This is a genomic window from Stenotrophomonas sp. 22692 (genome assembly GCF_052045015.1).
In the GTDB taxonomy this organism is placed as follows: domain Bacteria; phylum Pseudomonadota; class Gammaproteobacteria; order Xanthomonadales; family Xanthomonadaceae; genus Stenotrophomonas; species Stenotrophomonas geniculata.
On sequence record NZ_JBQEMR010000007.1, the window covers coordinates 71,499 to 92,631 of the forward strand.

Genomic DNA, 21,133 nt, shown 5'->3' on the forward strand with positions numbered 1-21,133 from the left:
GGTACTCAGTCAGCGCTCTGCACGAACGGCTGCCCTGCCAGGGTAGTGCCCAGCCGCACCGCGATCTGTTGACCGTCCTTTTCGAAGATCGTCGCACATTGCTTTCCATCCTTCTGGCATCCGACTTCCGGAAAGCCGTCCAGCGACTCCGGCGCGCCCTGCGCAGGTTTTGCCCGCCAGCCTGCGGCATCCAGCAGGCGCTTGGCCTTGGCGTAAGGCATGCCGGCGATGATCCCCAGCTGCGCCAATTCGGTGGGCAATGGCTGCGCACCTGCAGTTGAGACCAGGACCAAGGACAACGTTGCAGCAAGAAGGATGGCTTTCATTGCACCGACCTGGAACGAGCTATCAGGTTCAGCCTAGACCATTTGCGCGGCGTGCGAATGTGCCGGTAACACGTCGTTACCGAGTCTCCACAGTTGATTGCATAGCACCTGCAACTGTTTACAGGCCAACGGATAGCCGAGCGTGGGCTCGGCTCTACAGCAGGATGCAGGAAGGCCGCCCGAAGGCGGCCTTCTGCAAAGCGGTCGAGCAGGCTCGACGCTACTTGGCGTTCTTCACGTAGGTGTCGAACCAGTTCAGCATTTCCGCCACCAGCTGCTCGTTCGATTCCAATGCGGTGTACCAGTGCGGTTCGTTCGGCAGCATCACCAGGCGGGTGGTGCCGCCGTTGCCGCGGATGGCCTGGTAGAGCTTGCGCGACTGGAACGGCTCGGTGCCCGGGTTGGCGTCGTCCTCGCCGTGGACCAGCAGCAGCGGCAGCTTGATCTTGTCGGCATAGAAGAACGGCGAGGCCTTCAGGTACACGTCCTGCGCCTGCCAGACCGAGCGGCGTTCGTTCTGGAAGCCGAACGGGGTGAAGGTCTTGTTGTACGAACCGCTGGTCGCCACACCGGCCTTGAACAGCTTGGTGTGCGCAATCAGGTTGGCGGTCATCAGGCCGCCATGGCTGTGACCGGTCACGCCGATGCGGTTGCGGTCGACCACGCCCATGTCCACGGCCTTGTCCACCGCCGCCTTGGCGTCGGCTTCCAGCTGCTCCAGGTAGGTGTCGTAGGCGTTCTTCGGGTCACCCACGATCGGGAACGAGGCGTTGTCGATGATCGCGTAGCCGGCCAGCAGCATCAGGCGGTACGGCTGCAGGCGGGTGAAGGTCTGCTGCGAACCGGATACCTGGCCGGCCTGCGCGGCGTTGGCGAAGTCGGCCGGGTACGCATACAGGATCGCCGGCACGCGCTGGCCCTCCTTGTAGCCCGGCGGCGTGTACAGGGTGAACGACAGGTCCACGCCGTCGGCGCGCTTGTAGGTCACCAGCTGCTTCTTGATCTGGCGCACTTCCGGGGTCGGGTCGACCAGCTTGGTCAGCGCGGTCGTGGTGGACGCGAACTGCGCCTCGCCGGCCTTCGCGTCGGCCACCGCCTCACCCTGCTGCCGAATGAAGGCATTCGGCGGATCGATCACCGACTGGTGCCAGGTCAGGTAGCGCCCCGGCGTGTTGCTGAAACCGAGGAACTGTTCGTAGGCATCGGCACTGCTGCGGAACAAGCGCTCGCTCTTCAGCGTGCCCAGGTCCAGGCGGTCCAGGAACGGACGGTCGCCCTGCGGCGACGCGCCACGGCCGCTGAGGAACACATGGTTGCCCTCACGGCGCACGACCTGCGCGCCATTCGGCAGGCGGGTGAAGACCAGGTTGCCGGGGTTGCCGTACAGCTCATCGCTGGACATGTCCCACAGCAGGCGGCCTTCCTTCTTCGGCTGGTCCACATCGACGATGCGGGTCTGCATCCAGTGGCGGTTCTCGTCGTTCTCGAACTGGAACGCCACGGCCGGATCGGCGGTCCATGCGAAGCCTTCGAAGCGCTGTGCGGTGCGGGTGATCTCGACCGGCTTGCCGTTGAACGGCGCCTTCAGCATCAGCACGCGATCGCGATGCGGCACGTTGACCTTCCAGTCGCCCTTGTCCAGCGCTTCGGCATAGACCAGGGTGGCCGGATCGGTGGCACGCCAGTCGAAACCGCGCGGACCTTCCGGTACGCCGTGCACCGGCACGCGGTCGGCCAGCGGCAGGCTGGCGATCGGCGTGGACTTGCCGCTGGCGATGTCCAGCACGGCCACGTCGTTGGCGAAGCGCTGGTAGGTCACCGCATGCGAATACGGTGCCTTGATCGATTCGGTCAGCACGTGCACGCCATCGGGCGCGGCGCTGACTTCATTGAACAGCGCCGGTTGCCCGACCGGGCGCACGCGGTTGGCGACGGTATCGACCACGGCCAGCTGCGAAGTACCGTAATAGGCGAACAGCTTCTCGTCATGGACGCTGGTCAGCGTGTCGCGGGCTTCGTAGGTGCTGCTTTCGCCGCTGCTGCCCAGCGACTCCTGCGCATCCGGACCGGTCGGCACGCCGCCATTGGACGGCGCCGGGCCCTGATTGGCCGGGACCAGCTTCACCAGCAGATTCTGGCTGCCGCCCAGCCACTGCACGGTGTAGCCGAAGATCGGGTTCAGCTGCACGTTCGGCACCTGCTTCACCTGGCCGGTGGCCGCATCGCCCACCCACAGCTGCACGCTGGTATCGACCGCATTCTGGAAGGCGAAGTGGCTGCCATCGGCCGACCACAGCGCGCCGGTGGCGCAGCCCTGCGGCAGGTTGACCTTGGTCTCCTTGCCGCTGCCGATATCGACCAGGGTGAAGTCGGCCACGCAGGCCGGAATGCCGTAGCCACCGGGGGTGTCATGGCGGCTGCGGTTCTTCGGTTCCAGGCGCACGCCGGCCAGCTTCAGGTACGGCTGGGCGACGCGGCTGATTGACGGGTAGGTCTGCGCGGTGGTCAGCAGCAGGCGCTGGCCGCCCGGGGCCACGTTCGGCGCCGGCGGCGGCGGTGCTTTCAGCACCTTGAGCAGGTGTTCCGGCGGCTTGGCGTAGTCCGCAAGCGCCGGGCCAGCGGCCAGCAGGCCGACGGTGGCGACGGCAACGGCCGCCGCCAGAGAGGTTCGACGGATCAGCATCCTTATCCCCTGGAGTGTGAATGGGTACCCGGAATCGGGCATGGACCCGAATCTAGCACCGCAGGGGTTGTCGTGAATGGGCCGGAAGGGCTAGTGGCCGGATGGGGCAAAGTGCAGCTCCGGGAGGTGCCGGGGAACTGCCGGCACCTGCCAGGCATGGCTTGGCACTACTGCTGCGCGTGCAGGTCCCAGGTGGCCAGGTAGTCGGGGTCGACCACGATCATGCCACTGGTGTGCATGCGGTACTCCCCGGGCTCGGCTGGCTGGTACTGGTCCAGCATCGGCGGCAGGTAGCGCTCGTGGCCATCATTCTCGTCGGCCAGCACCACGCCCTCGTCGGCGCTGATGCGCAGCACCGTGCCGGCATACTGCTCCAGCCCCTTTACCTGGCCGTCGCCGCCATAGCGGGTCACCCCTACCAGTACGACCTTGCCGATCATTTCCTCGACCTTGGCGTCGTCCAAGGGCGGCAGCATGGGAGTGAATTCGTCGCTCATCGGTGCACCTCCGTAGCCTGCAGGACATCGTGGATGAGGTTTCCGCTTCGCAGTGCGCGTCGCTGGCAGCCGAGCAGGTGCCCGGCCTGAAGCCTCTGCATCGAGAGTGCCAGTACGCCCATGAACCCAAGGGTTCCTGGAGCACGATGCTGCCATCGCAGGCGGAAGGGACAGGTGAAGGCCGAACTCGGTCCTCGCCGATCAGGGGGTTGCACCTGCACCACGCTAGAATGCCCCCATGCGCACCGTACATGCCCTCCGCTACATCACTCCCTTGCGGGAAGGTGGCTCCCTGCCGGCCGTGGTCGAGACCGACGACGACGGCATGGCCGTGCTGAAGTTCCGTGGCGCAGGCCAGGGCCCGAAGGCGCTGATCGCCGAGCTGATCGCCGGCGAAATGGCGCGCACGCTGGGCCTGCCGATTCCGGAAATCCTGTTCGTGGAGCTGGACCGCGAGTTCGCCCGCACCGAACCGGACCCGGAAATCCAGGAGCTGATCCGTGCCAGCGAGGGCCTGAACCTGGGCCTGGACTACCTGCCCGGTGCGATCAACTACGACCCGGCGGCGATGCCGGTGGATGCCGATCTGGCCTCGCGCATCGTCTGGTTCGATGCGCTCACCAGCAATGTCGATCGCACCACGCGCAATCCGAACCTGATGGTGTGGCATCGAAAGCTGTACCTGATCGATCACGGTGCGGCCATGTACTTCCATCACGACTGGGCCAACGCCGGCGATGCCTGCGAAAAGCCGTTCGTGCTGATCCGCGACCACGTGCTGCTGTCGTTCGCCAGCCGCATCGCCGAGGTGGATGCCGAACTGGCCGCGCGCCTGACCGATGCCGAGATCGAGCGCATCGTCGGCCTGGTGCCGGACAGCTGGCTGGTCAACGAGCCGGCATTCGCCAGTCCGCAGGCCTATCGCCAAGGCTACATCGACTATCTCAAGCATCGCCTGAAAGTGCGTGCGGTGTTCGTGCAGGAGGCCATCCGTGCCCACGCTGCACACATATGACTACGCGGTCATCCGCGTGGTACCGCGGGTGGAACGCGAGGAATTCATCAACGTCGGGGTGATCGTCTCCTGTCCTGGCGCGCGTCATCTGGAGGCGGCCATCGAGATCGATCCTGCGCGCCTGCGCGCCTTCGCGCCGGCGCTGGACCAGGAGGCGCTGCAGCCGTGGCTGGATGCGATCGTGGCCATCTGCCGCGGCGACGCCAGCGCCGGCCCCATCGCGCAGCTGCCCGCGCGAGCGCGCTTCCATTTCCTTACCGCCAAGCGCAGTTCGGTTGTGCAGATGTCGAGCACGCATGTGGGCCGCACTGCGGACCCGGCGGGCGTGGTGGAACACTTGATGACGAAGATGGTGCGGGTGCCGCGCTGATGCGCCCGTCTCTCACTTCCTGGCGCGCGCCCGGTACCAGGCAATGAGTGCACAGGCTACCGCAGCGGAAATCAACACCCACCCGGCTGCTGCCTGTCCATGCAGGTAGCCTTGTGCATACGCAGCACTGGTACCTTCGCTGGCCATCGCCGGGACACCCCTGAGTATCACGTGCACCCCGCGCAGCAGGAGCACCATGCTGGCGACCAGACACACCACGGGAAGGAATCGGCTCATGGCCCGATTCTGGTCCGCCAACTGCCCCAGCGTCAACATCGCTGCAGCACAGTCGCTCGGGGCTACAACGGCACTCTTCGCGCGATGTAGTTGACCACGTTGCTGATCGCATCCGGATCGACATTGGCCAGGCCAACGATCACATAGCCCTGTGCGGGCATCACCACGATGGCACTGTTCGATCCGGGCGCACCGCCTTCGTGGCCGTACTGGTGCTCCCTGCCCTTGCCCTGCACCACGAAGCCGAATCCATACCAGCCCTTGTGGTTCTGCGCCGTGGTGGCCTGCTGCAGCAATGCAGGTGAGACCAGCTTTCCACTGCGCAATGCCTCGGCGAACTTCACCATGTCGCCCACCGCGCTGTAGCCACCACCGGCTGACATGCCGCGCCAGGGCAGCGACTTCGTTTCACGGACCCATTGCCCGTCCTTCTTCGTGTAGGCGACGGCACGCTGCGGGACGTTCACTGTTTCCGGTTCGAAGCCGGTGCCCATCATGCCCGCCGGGCGCAGGATGTGTTGCTCCACATAGGCGTAGTACGACTGCCCGGAGACGACCTCGATGATCCGCCCAAGCACGATGAAGCCATAGTTCGAGTAGCTGTCCTGGTTGCCTGGCGTGAATTGCGGCGCATCCTTGGCAAAGTGCCGCACGTAGTCATCCAGCGTCTTCAACGACGCGGAATACTGTTCGAAATCGTCGCCGAAGAAGTCGCCCAGGCCACTGGTGTGTGACAGCAGCTGGCGAACGGTTACGCTGTTGGCAACGGCCTTGTTCGGATAGTCCGGCAGGCAACTGCCGATCGTGTCATCGAGACTGAGCTTGCCGTCCTGCACCAGCTGCAGGACGGCCACTGCGGTGAACATCTTGTTGGAGGACGCAAGGCGGAACTGTGTATCCACGTCCACTGGAATGCCAGCGGTGCGATCGGCATCGCCACCGCGCCAGTCCAGCAGCACCTTGCCATTCTGCGCCACCTGCAATGCACCCGACAGCGCGTCCTGCGCCCGCAGCGCCTCCAGCCTTGCCGCGGCATCAGCCATCAGCGCAGGCAATGCAACCCGTGCCGGCTTGTATTTGTCTGGCGTTTCAGTGCCCTCGATCTGGAACTGCTTCACGTGCGACGGGTTGGCCGGGTCCATGACCGCCGTCACCCACATCGCACGTTCGCTCAGCTGGCCCATCACCAGCACCTTCGCCTGGCTGGGCGCGCGCTCGAGTGTTTCCAGAACGCTCAGCGGGCCCGTGCTCTCGCGGAACTCGAGATAGTCCTTGGGCGTGCTGCCCTCCTGCTTGGCATATCTGTCGGCGAATGCCTGCAACCCCTCGAGGCTGCCCGCATTGAAGGCGGCAAGCCAGTCATCGATGGCATCCCGCGCGCGTGGATGTTCCCGCTCGGAAGATGCTGCGCCAACTGCCGGAAATGCCGAGGCGGTCACCAGGACCAAACAGGCCAGCGCATTGCAGAGAAACAGGCGTCCAACAGCCCTCATGGCAATTCCTTTGCGGGTATCCCTGGGCGCATCCTAGACGATGGATCGGCCCGCCGCATCCACGCTAGGGACGCTGCCGCACCACCTCGACGGTGACGTTGAATGCCTCGATGCTATGCCATTGGCCCCGTTCGTACGGCAGCGATTCCACCCCCATGCCGATCTGATACCTCACCGCATCCGGACCTTCGCGCCAGTAGTAGGGTGCGCCGTTGCTCCAGCCACAACAGACGTAGCGCAATGCAGGCAGGCCGAATGCCGTGTGCAGATAGGCTTCGACCTGCGCCGCTTGCGCGCCTGAAACACGATAGTGGGCCTCCATCGGCTTGATGTAGGACACGTCATCCTGGCTGCAGCTTACATACTGCAGTTCCGGAGGCTTCCGGCCCATTGCCTGCAGGAAATCCTGGCATTCAGTATCAGGTCGCGCCAGGCCATCCGCGCGCCCTTGCACCTCCCACTCGGCCAACGCCTGCGCAGGCGTCTGCTGCGCAAGCACGCTGGCGCTGGAAAATGACGCCAGCAGCAGGACGCGGGCGGCATGCTGCGGCAACGGGAGAGACATCACGGGGCGAGTCCTTCGCATGGGAGCACAGGAATGCTGATCGATGCCACGCTATCGCCTTGCCATCGTCTGCTCTGTGAAACGCGCCACGCAGAAGTCCAGGAAGCTGCGCAGCTTGGGCGTCAGCTGGCGGTCGCGCGGATACACCAGGTTGATCCACGTCGATACCGGCACGTGGTCCGGCAGCACTTCCACCAGTTCACCACGCGCCAGCGCAGCGGCAAGCATTTCGTAGGGCTGCAGGATCAATCCCAGCCCACCCACGGCCGCTGTCAGCAGCGGCTCGGCCTGGTTGACCATGAAGCGACTGGACACCGGCACGGTCAGCACGCTGCCATCGGCATCGCGGAAACTCCAGCGTGTGCGGATGATCGAATGCGCGAAGCCCAGGCACTCGTGGCGGCTCAGGTCATTGGGATGGGTGATGGCCGGGCGCGAAGCCAGGTAGTCCGGCGAGGCACATAGGACGAGCGGATACGGCCCCAGCCGTCGCGCCACCAGCCCGCTGTCGGCCAGGTCACCGGTACGGAACACCAGGTCGTAGCCGTCCTCGACGATGTCCACCAAGCTGTTGGACAGATTCAGATCGACCTGCACATCCGGGTACTGCTGCATGTAAGCCACCACCGCCGGGCCCAGTGCGTGCACGCCGAAGGTGACCGGCGCGCTGATGCGCAGGCGCCCCATCGGCCGTCCACGCGCCACTTCCGCCAATTGCTCGGCGCCCTCCACTTCCTCCAGGATCACCCGCGCCCGCGCAAGGTAGGCCTGGCCGAAGTCGGTCAGGCTCTGCTTGCGCGTGGTGCGGTTGAGCAGGCGCATGCCCAGGTGCTGCTCCAGCGCCTGGATATGCTTGCCGACCAGCTGCGGCGACAGGTCCAGTGCCTCGGCAGCGGCGGCGAAGGAGCCGACCTCGGCCACCTTGGCGAAGGTCCGCAGGGGAGCGATCAGGTCCATTGCAAACAATTGTTCTTCAATGAAACACCAGATTACCCCTTATTCTGGATGCAGACTACGCGCACAGTAGCCGTGACCCTTTCGCCGACGCCCTCGTCGGCCCTTCCTCGGAGCCCCCATGAGCCAGATTGTCCGCATCCACGAATATGGCAGTGCCGATGTGCTGCGCATCGACGATATCGACGTTCCCGCCCCCGCCCCTGACGAAGTCCAGATCCGGGTGAAGGCAATCGGCCTGAACCGCGCCGAGGTGATGTTCCGCAACGGCGCCTATCTGCAGGAAGCGCAGTTCCCCAGCCGGCTGGGCTATGAGGCCGCTGGCGTGATCGAAGCGGTCGGCAGTGCGGTGAGCGGCTTCACTGCTGGCGATGCGGTCAGCGTGATACCGCCACTGGACATCGCGCGCTGGGGCACCTATGGCGAGCTGGCCAACGTGCCGGCACGACTGGTGGTCAAGCACCCACAGGCGTTGGACTTTGAAACGGCGGCCGCGGTGTGGATGCAGTACGTCACCGCCTGGGGCGCGCTGCTGGAACAGGCTCATCTGGCCGCCGGGGATTTCGTCATCATTACCGCCGCCAGCAGCAGCGTCGGCCTGGCCGCCATCCAGATCGCCAATGCAGTAGGCGCCACGCCGATCGCGGTCACCCGTGGCCCGGGCAAGCGCCAAGCCTTGCTCGATGCCGGTGCCGCCCACGTCATCGCCACCCAGGAGCAGGATCTGGTGACCGAAGTGGCGCGCATCACCGGCGGTGCCGGTGCCCGTGTGGTGTTCGATCCGATCGGTGGCCCGCAGTTCGTGCCGCTCACCGAAGCGATGGCCCGTGCCGGCATCCTGCTGGAGTACGGCGCGCTGAGCAGCGAACCCACGCCGTTCCCGCTGTTCAACGTGCTGGGCAAGTCGCTGACGCTGAAGGGCTATCTGTACTCGGAAATCGTTTCTGACGATGCCGCACTGGCCCGCGCCAAGGCGTTCATCGTCGATGGCCTGGACAAGGGCACGCTGGCGCCAAAGATTGCCAAGGTGTTCCCGTTTGCGCAGATCCAGGAGGCACACCGTTACCTGGAATCGAACGAGCAGATCGGCAAGGTGGTGGTGACGGTGTGATCCAGCGTCATGCAATGGGGGTGGATCATCGCCCCCATTGCGGTTACCTGGGCAACGCAAACGCCATCACATAATCGCCGTTCGGGGTTTCCATGAAATGGTGGCCCCCGGCCATGATCACCACGTACTGGCGCCCACCCTGCTCGTACACCATCGGGTTGGCCTGGCCGCCGGCAGGCAGCTTGGCATGCCAAAGCTCCTTGCCGGTCTTCAGGTCGATGGCGCGCAGCAGGTCATCTGTGGCGGCGGCGATGAAGATCAGGCCGCTGGCGGTGATCACCGAACCACCATTGTTCGGCGTGCCGATCTCGATCGGCAGGCCGGAACGGATGCCGAACGGTCCGTTGCCGCGCGCACTGCCGAATGGACGGTCCCACAGCAGCTTGCCGGTACGCAGGTCGATGGCACGGATACCGCCATAGGGCGGCTGCTTGCACAGCAGGCCGGTGAACGGCAGCCGCCAACCAGCGTTGACCTGGATGCCATACGGCGTGCCCACCTGCGGGTCGCCCGCGCCTTCTGCACCGCCCTTGTCGAACCGGATCTTCTCGCGTGGCAGCCAGCCCAGCCGGTCGGCCTCGGCGCGTGGCACCAGCCGGTTGTAGTTGGGCATGTCGTTGTAGTTGGCCACGATCACGCCGCGGCGCGTATCGATGGACACGCTGCCCCAGTCCGAGCCGCCGTTGTAGCCAGGGTACTCGATGGAATGGCGCTCGCTGCTCGGCGGCGTGTAGAAGCCTTCGTAGTACGCCTTGCGGAACTGGATGCGGCAGACCAGCTGGTCGATCGGGGTGATGCCCCACATGTCGCGCTCGGTCAGGTCATGTTCGCGGCGCAGCGTGTGGTACAGCGAAAACAGCTGGGTGGGTGAACGCTGCTCGGGTTCGACGCCGCCGACCGGCACCTTGCGCTCTTCGGCGGCGGTAAGCAGCTGGCCGTTGCGGCGATCGAGGATATAGAGGTCGCCCTGCTTGGTCGGCAACAGGATCGCCGGCACCTTGCCCGCCGCCGTCGGGTAGTCGATCAGGCTGGCCTGCGAACCCAGGTCGTAGTCCCACACATCCTTGCGCACCGCCTGGAAATGCCAGACCGGCTTGCCGGTGGCCACGTCGATCGCCACCAGCGAGGTTGCATAGCGGTTCTGGCTCTCCGTGCGCGAGCCACTCCAATAGTCTCCCGCAGAATTGCCCAGCGGCAGGTAGACCAGCCCCAGTGCTTCATCACCGGTGGCGGTGGTCCACATGTTGGGTGTGCCGCGCGTATAGGTCTGCTCGCGCGGCGGCAAGCCGCTGCGCTCGGGCTGGTCCATGTCCCATGCCCAGCGCAGCTTGCCGGTGATGGCATCGTAGGCCTGGATCACGCCCGAGGGCGCATCGCGGCGCTGTCCGTCGAGCACCTGATGACCGGTCACGATCACGCCGCGCACGATGGCCGGCGGCGAGTTGATCGACACGTAACCCGGTGGCACCTCGCCCATGCCCAGGGTGATGTCGACCTGGCCGTTGTTACCGAAATTCGCGCAGGGACGGCCGCTGTCCGCGTCCACCGCGATGATGCGACCGTCCAGCGTGCCTTCGATGATGCGCGCCCAGCATGCCGGACGACTGCCCGGTGCAACACTGCGGGTGATGCTGGGCGGCGGTTCCGGCAGCGCCAGATCAGCGGCGACATCGGCCAATGCCGCATCAGCAACGGTCGGCGTGCTGGGCTGCTCGTAATAGCTCACACCGCGACAGGCAGCGGTATAGGGAATCGAAGCATCCTTCACCTTTGGATCGAACCGCCACAGCTCCTTGCCGCTGGCGGCGTCGAGTGCGATCAGGCGGTTGCGCGCGGTGCACAGGTACAGGCGATCGCCAATCTTCAGCGGCGTGGTTTCCGCGCCCCAGCGCTTCTTCGGCATATCGCCGGTACGGAACTGCCAGGCCGGCTGCAGCGTGGCCACATTGGCCGGGGTGATCTGCTGCAGCGGCGAATAGCGGGTGGCCGCATTGCTGCGGCCCCACGCCGGCCAGTCGCCCTCGGCGGGCTGGTCAGCCGGCTGCAGGCCCGTGGTATCGCGCGTAGGTTCCAGTCCGGCGCTGACCGCGCCTTCCGGGAACGGCAGGTGCCCGTCCACTTCACCATGCGGCGCAAAGGCCAGGCCGAAGGCAGCTACGAACACCAGCATCAGCACGCCCGCCACGCTGCGCGACAGGCGCTTGGACACCGGTTCGCGCAGGGTCGGTGCCAGCAGCGCCACCACGATGCCCAGGGCCGTAACGAGGCCCAGGCGCGGCACCCAACGCCAGTAGTCGCTGCCCGACTCCCACCAGGTCCACAGCAGTGTGCCGATGAACACCAGCGCGTACAGCAGCGCGCCGCTGCGACGGTTGCCGAACAGCAGGAGGCCGCTGGCCAGCAGGCCGAGCCCGGCGATGGCGTAGTACGCCGAGCCGCCAAGGCTGAGCAGCCATGCGCCGAGCCCGCCGATGACCAGGCCGAGCACGACCAGCAACAGCGACAGCACGGTCACCAGCGGATGGCGCGGGGTTCGGACAGGAGCAGGATCGGACGGCGGCGTGACGGACATCGTCGATCTCCGGGGGCAGCATGCGCCCTTATCCCACCGCCGGCGTGAAGCGCGCGCGTATGTGTGGCGTCCGGATACGACGACGCCGGCACAGGGCCGGCGTCGTCGGGTACCTCAGGCTCGCGGCAGGATCACTCCTGAGCGGCGTCCTCGCTGTTGGCCGCAGCCGGGGCGCCGTCGGTCGTGGCCGGGGCGGCAGCCGCCACCTCGTCCTCGTCCTCGTCGATCGAGGCATCCATGCGCTCCACCGCCTGCAGCTTCTCGTCCTTGGACAGGCGGATCAGGGTGACGCCCTGGGTGTTGCGGCCGACGCGGCTGATTTCCGAGCCACGCGTACGCACCAGGGTGCCGCCATCGGAGATCAGCAGGACTTCGTCGCTGGAGCCCATCAGCACCGCGGCGACCAGCTTGCCGTTGCGCTCGGTGGTCTGGATGCCGATCACGCCCTGCGTACCACGGCCCTTGCGCGGGTAGTCCGGCAGCGGGGTGCGCTTGCCATAGCCGTTCTCGGTGGCGGTGAGGATGTACTGCACGCTGGCGTCGTCAGCGCCGTCGATCACCGCATCGCCATTGGCGGCGGCTTCTTCGACACCGTTGTCGTCCTCGTTCTCGTCCTCGATGCCACCGGCACTTTCGGCCACGATCAGGCTGACCACTTCCTCGCCGGCCGGCATCTTGATGCCACGCACGCCGGTCGCGGTACGGCCCATCGAGCGGACCTTGTCCTCGCCGAAGCGCACGGTCTTGCCGTTGGAGGCGAACAGCAGGATGTCGCGCTCGCCGTCGGTCAGGCCGACGCCAACCAGCGCGTCGCCCTCGTCGAGGTTGATCGCGATCTTACCGCGGGCCAGACGGAAGGCGAACTCGCCCAGCGGGGTCTTCTTGACCGTACCGTTCTTCGTGGCGAAGAACACGAACTGGCCATCGGCGTACTCGCGCACCGGCAGCACGGCCTGCACGCGTTCGCCCGGTTCCAGCGGAATCCAGTTGATGATCGGACGGCCACGAGCGTTGGAACCGGCTTCGGGCAGCTGGTAGACCGGCAGCCAGAACACCTTGCCCGAACTGGTGAAGGTCAGCAGCGTGTCATGCGTGTTGACCAGCCACAGCTGTTCGATGAAATCCTCTTCCTTGGTCGCCGCCGCACTGCGGCCACGGCCGCCACGGCGCTGCGCGCGGTACACGCTCACCGGCTGGCGCTTCACGTAACCGGCGTGCGACACGGTGACCACCACGTCTTCCGGCGCGATCAGGTCGAGGATGTCCAGGTCTTCTTCGCTGTGGCGGATCTCGGTACGACGCTCGTCGCCGAACTCGGCCTTGACGCTGACCAGCTCTTCGCGGATCACCTGCAGCAGGCGGTCGGGGTCTTCCAGGATGTGGATCAGCCCGGCGATCACTTCCAGCAGCTGCTTGTACTCGTCGGTCAGGCGGTCCTGCTCCAGCCCGGTCAGGCGGTGCAGGCGCATTTCCAGGATCTGGGTGGCCTGGATCTCGGTCAGCTGGTAGCCGCCCTCGATCAGGCCCACGCCCTTGGGCAGGTCTTCCGGACGCGAGGCTTCGGCACCGGCGGCGCCCAGCATCGCACCGACCAGGCCCGGCTCCCACACGCGCGCCAGCATGCGCTCGCGTGCCTCGTTCGGGTTCGGCGAGGTCTTGATCAGTTCGATCATCTCGTCGATGTTGGCCAGCGCGACGGTCAGGCCTTCCAGCACGTGGGCACGGGCACGCGCCTTGCGCAGCTCGAACACGGTGCGGCGGGTGACCACTTCGCGACGGTGGCGGACGAACGCCTCCAGCATCTGCTTGAGGTTCATCAACTGCGGGCGGCCATCGACCAGCGCCACCATGTTGATGCCGAACACCGATTCCATCTGCGTCTGCTGGTACAGGTTGTTCAGCACAACCTCGGCAGATTCACCGCGCTTGATCTCGATGTAGATGCGCATGCCGTCCTTGTCGGACTCATCGCGCAGCTCGCTGATGCCTTCGATCTTCTTTTCCTTGACCAGCTCGGCGATCTTCTCGATCAGACGCGCCTTGTTCACCTGGTAAGGAATCTCGGTGACGATGATCGATTCGCGGCCGTTGTCGGCCACTTCGATATCGGCCTTGGCACGGATGCGCACGCGGCCACGGCCGGTGCGGTAGCCGGCGACGATGCCGGCGGTGCCATTGATGATGCCGGCGGTCGGGAAATCCGGGCCCGGGATGTATTCCATCAGGCCGTCGACGTCGATTTCCGGGTTGTCGATCAGCGCGATGCAGGCGTTGATCGATTCGCTCAGATTGTGCGGCGGGATGTTGGTCGCCATGCCCACCGCGATACCGGCCGAACCATTGACCAGCAGGTTCGGGAACCGGGTCGGCATGACCGTCGGCTCCAGTTCCTTTTCGTCGTAGTTGGGCTGGAAATCGACGGTTTCCTTGTCGATGTCGGCCATCAGCTCATGCGCGAGGCGCGACATGCGCGCTTCGGTGTATCGCATCGCTGCGGCGGAGTCGCCGTCGATGGAGCCGAAGTTACCCTGGCCATCGACCAGCATGTAGCGCAGCGAGAACGGCTGTGCCAGGCGCACCAGCGTGTCGTACACCGACTGATCGCCATGCGGGTGGTACTTACCGATGACGTCACCGACGATACGTGCCGACTTGAAGTAGGGCTTGTTGCTGTGCGCGTTCAACTCGTTCATCGCGAACAGCACGCGGCGATGCACCGGCTTGAGGCCGTCGCGCGCATCCGGGAGCGCGCGGCCCACGATCACGCTCATGGCGTAATCGAGGTAGCTCTTGCGCATCTCGTCTTCCAGGTTGACCTGGATGATTTCCTTGGCGGTTTCTGCCATTCGGGTTCCGTTGTCTGGTAGCGGTCCAGTCCGGCGCAGCCCTCTGCGGGAGGGGGTCGTGCCGGAACCTCGATTCAACCTGTGGATACTACCACAACAGGCCGTTTTCCGCCTCCCTTTACGGGGATTTTACCGGCACAAATCAGGAACTTAGGGCCCCATACCGCCCCTGTAGCGCCGAGCCCATGCTCGGCTGCGGCGGATTTGCTGGCTGAGCCGAGCGTGGGCTCGGCTCTACAGACATCCGCGACCCTGCCCGCCTCAGCCGCCGAAGGCGGCGCGCATGTTGTCGGCGGTCGGGTTCAGGATCACCCCGCGCTCGGTCACGATGGCATCGATCAGCTCGCCCGGAGTGACGTCGAACACCGGGTTCCAGGCGGCAATGCCTTCGGCCACGGTGCGGGTCCCGCCCACGCCATACAGCTCGCCCGGGTCACGCTGCTCGATCTCGATCTGGCTGCCGTCCACGGTTTCCATGTCCACGGTCGAGGACGGCGCCACCACCATGAACTTGACCCCGTGATGGCGGGCGGCAATGGCCAGCTGGTAGGTACCGATCTTGTTGGCGGTATCGCCGTTGGCACAGATACGGTCGGCACCCACGATCACCCACTGCACCGCACCGGTCTTCATCAGGTGTGAGGCGGCCGAATCGGCAATCAGGGTGGCGTCGATGCCATCCTGCTGCAGCTCCCACACCGTCAGGCGCGCGCCCTGCAGCCACGGCCGGGTCTCGCCGGCGAACACGCGGGCAATGCGGTGCTGGGCCATGCCGGCACGGATCACGCCCAACGCGGTACCGAAGCCGGCGGTGGCCAGCGAGCCGGTGTTGCAATGGGTCAGCACGCCGCTGCCGGCCTCGATCAGGCCGGCGCCCAGCGCGCCCATGTGGCGGTTGGCCGCCAGGTCTTCCTCGGCGATGGCCTGCGCCTCCGCTTCCAGCGCGGCCTTCCAGTCGGCGCCAGCGGCGTTCAGGCAGCGGCGCATGCGCGCCAGCGCCCAGGCCAGGTTGACAGCGGTCGGGCGCGACGCGTTCAAGCGCTGCAGCGCCGGCTCCAGCTGCTGCAGCGCATGCGCGCCATCAGCGGCCTGCACGTCACGTGCGGCCAGCACCACGCCCCAGGCCGCAGCAATGCCGATGGCCGGCGCGCCACGCACGGTCAGCGCGTGGATGGCGGCGGCAACCTCGTCACTGTCATGGCAGACCACGTGCTCGACCACGAACGGCAGCTTGCGCTGGTCCAGCAGTTGCAGGGCATCGCCGGTCCAGAGGATCGGGCGGATGTGGTCGTAACGGGCGTAGTCGATGTCGGAGGCAGTGTTCATGGCCCCATTGTAGGGCCACGCCCCGCGCGGTTGGAGCCTGCCCCGGCTCAATTCACCGAGAATTCGGCGCGGCAGCCGCCGTCCACCCAGATCCCGTTGCGGTTCCAGCCCCAGGTGTTGCCTTCCTCGCACGGGGTGCTGGACAACTGTTCGGTGACGACGGCGCCGACCGAAATGCTCGCGCCACAGAAGCGGCGCTTCTTCGACTTCGACTCGCAGGTCAGGCGGCGTGGCACGTCGACAAAACGGCCGTCCTCGTCCGCCACTTCGAAATCGCCCTGGCAACCACGGCTGGTCCAGACTTCATTGCGCTTGTAGCCCCAGCCCTGCCCTTCGCGGCACGGCAGCACCGAGAGCTGGCGCAGCAGGCGCACCGGCGCACCGTCCAGGCGCACCGGGCAACTCTGCGGGCGGCCATTGGATTCGCAGCGCACCACACGGCGGACCAGGCGCTTGCCTTCCGTTGCCGCAGGCGCTGCACCTTGCGCTCGACGCGCACGGAACTCGGCCCGGCAGCCCAGGGTGACCCACACGCCACTGCGGTCGGTGCCCCACTCACTGCCTCGGATGCAGCTGTTGCTGGACAGCTGGCGCACAAGGTCGATGCCATTGCTGACGTCGATATCGCAATGCACCCAGCCCATGTCGCGCGATTCGCAGGTCACCACTTCGCCGTCATAGCCCGCCTGCTGGGCCGACGCCGATGACGGCAGCCAGGCACCCCAGAGCGCGATGGAGTACACCGGTGCAGCGACAACCGCAAACCACTTGACCAAAGCCTTCCCCAGCAGGAATGGATGAACTGCGTGCCAGTGTCCGGCATCTGCCGTGATAAGAGCATCATCCCGCTTACCGAAGCAAGCGCAGAAACGCGGAATTCCGTTCAGTCTTCGATGTTCAGGAACGTGCGCACCGCGCTCACGCGTGGGCGAAGTCGTAGGCCAGCACATCGGCGATACGCGGCGTGCGGTTCATCGCCATCAGCAACCGATCGACACCCACCGCCACGCCGGCGCAGGCAGGCATCGCGGGCAATGCGGCCAGCAATGCTTCGTCCAGTGCCGGCTGCACCTGGCCGCGCTCATGGCGGCGCTGCAGGTCGCGCTGGAAACGCGCACGCTGCTCGTGGGCGTCGTTCAGTTCGTGATAGCCGTTGGCCAGTTCCACTGCACCCAGGTACAGCTCGAAACGCTCCGCCAGCGGCGGCGTACCTGCGCGGATGCGTGCCAGTGCGGCCTGGCTGGCGGGCCAGTCATGGACCACGGTCATCACTGTGTCATCGAAGTGCGGCTGGATGCGATGGGTCATCAGCAGATCCAGCCAGTCATCGCGGGTCAGCCCGACCGGGTCGATGTGCACCTCGCCCAGCGCGGCACGCAGCGCAGCCTCATCGGCATCGAACGGATCCACGCCCACGTACTGCTGGAACAGCTCGCGGTAGCTGAGCACACGCAGCGTCGCACTGCGCCCGACCAGGGCCAGCGCCTGGCCAACCAGCTCGGCGGTTTCCTGCACCAGGCGATGGTGGTCCCAACCGACCCGGTACCACTCCAGCATGGTGAATTCCGGATTGTGGCGGCCGCCCGCCTCGCCATTGCGGAACACCCGGCCCAGTTCGTAGCAGTCACCCACGCCCGCCGCCAGCAGGCGCTTGAGCGGATACTCCGGCGAGGTGCGCAGCCAGCGGCGGCGTCCGCCGGCATCGACATGGCCGGTGAAATCGGTATGGAAGCTGTCGATGTTCGGCTCGGTGTTGCCGGCCACCGACAGGATCGGCGTCTCCACCTCCAGCACGTCGCGCTCGGCGAAGAAGCGGCGCACCAGCGCATTGAGCGCGGCGCGCTGCTGCAGCATGCGCAGCAGGGCCTCGCTCACAGGATGCCCTCCGGGCGCGGGTGGTCCAGCGGCAGAGTCAGCAGATCGCGGGTGTCATCGATGTAGCCGCTGGCCAGGTACAGGCGCCGGGCCAGTTCGTTGTGGTGGTTCACTTCCAGGCGCAGGCGGCTGACGCCACGCCCGCGAGCGCGCTGTTCGCAGATGGCCAGCGCCTGCTTGCCGCGGCCACGACCGCGCGCGCGATGGCTCAGGTACAGCTCGTCCAGCAGCATGAAGTGGCCGCCCTGCTCCAGGCTGAAACCCATCGCGATCACTGCGTAGCCGACCACCTCGCCCGCCTCGTCCAGCCACAGCAGCACTTCGCCATTGCGCGGGTCAGCCAGCAGCGCATCCACACCGCGACGCACGCGCGCGTCATCGAAGTCGATCCTGTCTTCGGCGTAGAACTCGCGCATCAACGCGATCAGCAGCTCTTCGTCAGCTCGGGTAGCCAGGCGGAAATCCAGCGGGGCGGTCTGCATCGGTGTTCCTTTGTGTTTCATGCCGGGCGCAGGGGCACCCGGCGGGGTCATCATTCGTGTTCGGCAAGATAGGCCAGCAGGCGGTCTTCGTCCCACACCGGCACGCCCAGCGACTGTGCCTTGTCCAGCTTGGAGCCTGCCTCGGTACCGGCCACCACAAAGCTGGTCTTCTTCGAGACGCTGCCGGAGACCTTGGCGCCCAGCGCCTCCAGGCGCTCCTTGGCGGCATCGCGGGTGAGCTGCGCCAGGGTGCCGGTCAGTACCACGGTCTGCCCGTCCAGCGGGCCAGCCACGATCTCGGCCAGCGCCGGCGCCTTGGCCAGGATCTGCTGCATCGCCTTCTCGGCGGCCAACAGCATCGCGCCATGGCCTTCGGCGTCCAGCCACTCCGCTAGACCGCGCGCAGTGTCGTCCGGTAGGCCGGCGTTGACGAACTGGCCATGCTCGGCGTCGAGCACCGCCTGCGCGCCAGGCAGCGCAGCCACCAGCTTTTCCGCGCGCAGGCGGGTAATGCCGGGGATCTCCGACTCGACCAACAGCTGCGCCAGATCCAGGCCCTCGCGCAGCTTGGCACTGGGCGCGTGCACATCGCTGATGCGCACCTGGCCAACCTGCAACAGGTCATCGATGGCCTGCTGGTTGCCCTGCTGCTCGAAGAAATGGCCGAGCGAGCGCGCCACTTCGCCACCGATGTCCGGCACACGCTTGAACAACGGCCACGGCAGATGGCGGATCAGCTCCAGGTCACCGAACCACTGCGCCAGCGCCTTGGCCGTGCTTTCGCCCACATGCTCAATGCCGAGCGCGAACAGCAGGCGCTCCAGCGTGGCATCACGACTGGCGTCGATCGCCGCGATCAGGTTGTCGGCCCACTTGGTGGCGATCTTCTTCGTGTTCCATTCGAAGCTGGCCGGCTGCACCAGCGCCCGCGCACGCCAGCCCGGATCGTTGCCGTCCAGCTTCAGCACCGCATTGAGCACCGCACCACTGCCCTCGGCGGGCAGGTGCAGCTTCAGCGCAGCGGCCAGTGCTGACGGATCCTCGGCGTCCAGTACCAGTTTCAGGTGCAGCAGCTGGTCACGGCTGAGGCGGTACAGGTCGGCCACGCTCTTGACGATGCCGGCGTCGACCAGGGTTTCGATGTACTTGTCACCCAGGCCATCGATGTCCATCGCGCGGCGCGAGGCGAAATGGGCGATGGCTTCCTTGCGCTGCGCCGGGCAGGACAGTTCGCCCGAACAACGCCACGCCGCTGCCCCCTCCTCACGCACGATCTCCGAGCCACAGACCGGGCAGCGCGTCGGCATCTGCCACGGCGCCGTGCCCTGCGGGCGGCGGTCGAGGATGACGCTGACCACTTCGGGAATGACATCGCCAGCACGGCGCACGATCACGCTGTCGCCGACGCGCACATCTAGGCGTGCGATCTGGTCGGCGTTGTGCAGCGTGGCGTTGGACACGATCACGCCGGCCACCGCCACCGGCGCCAGGCGCGCGACCGGCGTGGCCGCACCAGTGCGGCCGATCTGGATCTCGATGGCCTCTACGGTAGTGCTCTGTTCCTGCGCCGGGAACTTGTGCGCGATGGCCCAGCGCGGCGCGCGCGAAACGAAGCCCATCGCCTGCTGACCCGCACGGTCATCGAGCTTGTAGACCACGCCATCGATATCGAACGGCAGGCCATCGCGGCGCTCACCGATGTCGCGGTAGTAGCCGAGCAGGCCGTCGGTGCCGTCCACCACCTTGCACAGCTCACTGACCGGGAAGCCCCAGGTACCGAGCTGGGCCAGGGTGCCCGAATGGGTGTCCGGCAGTTCGCCGCCCTGCACTTCGCCGGTGCCGTAGGCGAAGAAACTCAGCCTGCGCTGCGCACTGATCTTCGGATCGAGCTGGCGCAGCGAGCCGGCCGCGGCGTTGCGCGGATTGGCCAGCACCTTGCCACCGTGCTGGCGTGCACGTTCGTTGTAGGCCTCGAAATCGGCGCGCGCCATGTAGACCTCGCCGCGTACCTCCAGCACATCCGGCCAGTCCTTGCCGTGCAGGCGCTTGGGAATGTCACCGATCTCGCGCAGGTTGGCGGTCACGTCCTCGCCGGTACTGCCATCGCCACGGGTCGCGCCGAGCACGAAATGACCCTCTTCGTAGCGCAGGCTGATCGCCAGGCCGTCCATCTTCGGCTCGGCCGAGAACCGCAGGCTGCGACGACCCAGGCGCTCATCGATGCGGCGCACGAAATCGGCCACTTCTTCATCGCTGAAGGCATTGGACAGCGACAACATCGGTACCGCGTGGCGCACCTCCGGGAAACGGCCGGAGGGCCGCGCACCGACCTGCTGGGTCGGGCTGTCGGCACGGGCCAGTTCCGGGTGCTCGCGCTCCAGCGCTTCCAGCTCGCGCACCATCCGGTCGTAGTCGACGTCAGGGATCTCCGGCGCGTCCAGCTCGTGGTAGGCGCGGTTGGCCTGGGCGATCTGCCGGCGGAGGTCTTCGGCGCGTTCGGCTGGGCTGGGGCTCATCGGGATCCGGTGGTTCTGGGATGGCCGGGAATTCTACCGCGCCCGGCCGTCAGGCCCGGTAACGGCCCCGCTTCTGTAGCGTCGAGCCATGCTCGACTGCCCCCCCCTCCGCTCTGGCAGGTGCCAACCGTCTCCCTCGTTCCGGTAGGTGCCAACCTTCTCCCCGCTCCGGTAGGTGCCAACCTTGGTTGGCACGTCTGTAGTCGAGCACGGCTCGACGCTGCAAATGCAGCTTGCCGCCCACCCTCACCGGCGCTAGCGTGCG

17 protein-coding genes are annotated in these 21,133 nt (G+C 66.3%); 3 read left to right on the forward strand and 14 right to left on the reverse strand.

What is annotated here, in order from left to right; translation table 11 throughout:
* Window positions 1-5 precede the first annotated feature (5 nt).
* The 3 genes from ACTJJM_RS08615 to ACTJJM_RS08625 form a co-directional block, all read right to left on the reverse strand.
* Window positions 6-326 carry a hypothetical protein gene (locus tag ACTJJM_RS08615; protein WP_043398514.1) on the reverse strand — a complete coding sequence of 107 codons (321 nt, stop codon included), beginning with the start codon at window positions 324-326 and terminating at the stop codon, window positions 6-8.
* Window positions 327-546: 220 nt separating this feature from the next.
* Entirely contained in the window at window positions 547-3,009 is a 2,463-nt protein-coding gene (locus ACTJJM_RS08620) for a S9 family peptidase (protein WP_241875134.1), read from the reverse strand.
* 167 nt (window positions 3,010-3,176) lie between these two features.
* Window positions 3,177-3,506 carry a hypothetical protein gene (locus ACTJJM_RS08625; RefSeq protein ID WP_010480503.1) on the reverse strand — a complete coding sequence of 110 codons (330 nt, stop codon included), beginning with the start codon at window positions 3,504-3,506 and terminating at the stop codon, window positions 3,177-3,179.
* 238 nt (window positions 3,507-3,744) lie between these two features.
* Here ACTJJM_RS08625 and ACTJJM_RS08630 point away from each other — a divergent pair, with 238 nt between their 5' ends.
* The gene (locus ACTJJM_RS08630; RefSeq protein WP_126560890.1) at window positions 3,745-4,521 is read left to right on the forward strand and encodes a HipA family kinase; all 777 of its coding nucleotides are present in this window, start codon (window positions 3,745-3,747) and stop codon (window positions 4,519-4,521) included.
* Complete coding sequence (locus ACTJJM_RS08635; protein WP_019337307.1) at window positions 4,499-4,891, forward strand: DUF3037 domain-containing protein; 393 nt, start codon at window positions 4,499-4,501, stop codon at window positions 4,889-4,891. Before ACTJJM_RS08630 ends, ACTJJM_RS08635 begins: the two co-directional genes overlap by 23 nt.
* 12 nt (window positions 4,892-4,903) lie before the next feature.
* On the opposite strand, the gene ACTJJM_RS08640 is transcribed toward ACTJJM_RS08635, so the two are convergent.
* From ACTJJM_RS08640 to ACTJJM_RS08655, 4 genes are all read right to left on the reverse strand, one after another.
* Window positions 4,904-5,128, reverse strand: coding sequence for a hypothetical protein (locus ACTJJM_RS08640; RefSeq protein WP_138984362.1), 225 nt, complete (start codon window positions 5,126-5,128; stop codon window positions 4,904-4,906).
* 62 nt (window positions 5,129-5,190) lie between these two features.
* Window positions 5,191-6,621, reverse strand: a complete 1,431-nt coding sequence (locus tag ACTJJM_RS08645) for a serine hydrolase domain-containing protein (RefSeq protein WP_440865398.1) — start codon at window positions 6,619-6,621, stop codon at window positions 5,191-5,193.
* A 64-nt stretch (window positions 6,622-6,685) separates the two neighbouring features.
* Complete coding sequence (locus ACTJJM_RS08650) at window positions 6,686-7,186, reverse strand: DUF4952 domain-containing protein (protein WP_049455460.1); 501 nt, start codon at window positions 7,184-7,186, stop codon at window positions 6,686-6,688.
* A gap of 51 nt (window positions 7,187-7,237) precedes the next feature.
* Entirely contained in the window at window positions 7,238-8,143 is a 906-nt protein-coding gene (locus ACTJJM_RS08655; RefSeq protein WP_057503330.1) for a LysR family transcriptional regulator, read from the reverse strand.
* Between the two features lie 118 nt (window positions 8,144-8,261).
* Between ACTJJM_RS08655 and ACTJJM_RS08660 the strand changes: the two genes are divergently transcribed.
* The gene (locus ACTJJM_RS08660; protein WP_049455462.1) at window positions 8,262-9,251 is read left to right on the forward strand and encodes a zinc-dependent alcohol dehydrogenase family protein; all 990 of its coding nucleotides are present in this window, start codon (window positions 8,262-8,264) and stop codon (window positions 9,249-9,251) included.
* Between the two features lie 43 nt (window positions 9,252-9,294).
* Here ACTJJM_RS08660 and ACTJJM_RS08665 read toward each other — a convergent pair whose 3' ends face one another.
* The 7 genes from ACTJJM_RS08665 to ligA all read right to left on the reverse strand — a co-directional run bounded on the left by ACTJJM_RS08665 (window position 9,295) and on the right by ligA (window position 20,868).
* Window positions 9,295-11,823: a membrane-bound PQQ-dependent dehydrogenase, glucose/quinate/shikimate family gene (locus tag ACTJJM_RS08665; RefSeq protein WP_010480493.1), complete on the reverse strand. Its 2,529-nt coding sequence runs from the start codon at window positions 11,821-11,823 to the stop codon at window positions 9,295-9,297.
* Window positions 11,824-11,954: 131 nt separating this feature from the next.
* The gene (gene gyrA, locus ACTJJM_RS08670) at window positions 11,955-14,669 is read right to left on the reverse strand and encodes a DNA gyrase subunit A (protein WP_043398499.1); all 2,715 of its coding nucleotides are present in this window, start codon (window positions 14,667-14,669) and stop codon (window positions 11,955-11,957) included.
* Window positions 14,670-14,930: 261 nt separating this feature from the next.
* Complete coding sequence (mtnA, locus tag ACTJJM_RS08675; protein WP_010480489.1) at window positions 14,931-15,995, reverse strand: S-methyl-5-thioribose-1-phosphate isomerase; 1,065 nt, start codon at window positions 15,993-15,995, stop codon at window positions 14,931-14,933.
* Window positions 15,996-16,042: 47 nt separating this feature from the next.
* Window positions 16,043-16,771 carry a DUF3011 domain-containing protein gene (locus tag ACTJJM_RS08680; protein ID WP_010480486.1) on the reverse strand — a complete coding sequence of 243 codons (729 nt, stop codon included), beginning with the start codon at window positions 16,769-16,771 and terminating at the stop codon, window positions 16,043-16,045.
* 142 nt (window positions 16,772-16,913) lie between these two features.
* Window positions 16,914-17,849: an EF-P lysine aminoacylase EpmA gene (gene epmA, locus ACTJJM_RS08685; RefSeq protein ID WP_049455487.1), complete on the reverse strand. Its 936-nt coding sequence runs from the start codon at window positions 17,847-17,849 to the stop codon at window positions 16,914-16,916.
* 17 nt (window positions 17,850-17,866) lie between these two features.
* Complete coding sequence (locus ACTJJM_RS08690; protein ID WP_010480482.1) at window positions 17,867-18,352, reverse strand: GNAT family N-acetyltransferase; 486 nt, start codon at window positions 18,350-18,352, stop codon at window positions 17,867-17,869.
* Between the two features lie 50 nt (window positions 18,353-18,402).
* A complete protein-coding gene (ligA, locus tag ACTJJM_RS08695) occupies window positions 18,403-20,868 on the reverse strand; it encodes an NAD-dependent DNA ligase LigA (RefSeq protein ID WP_043398485.1) in 2,466 nt (821 codons plus the stop codon).
* Window positions 20,869-21,133: the final 265 nt, after the last annotated feature.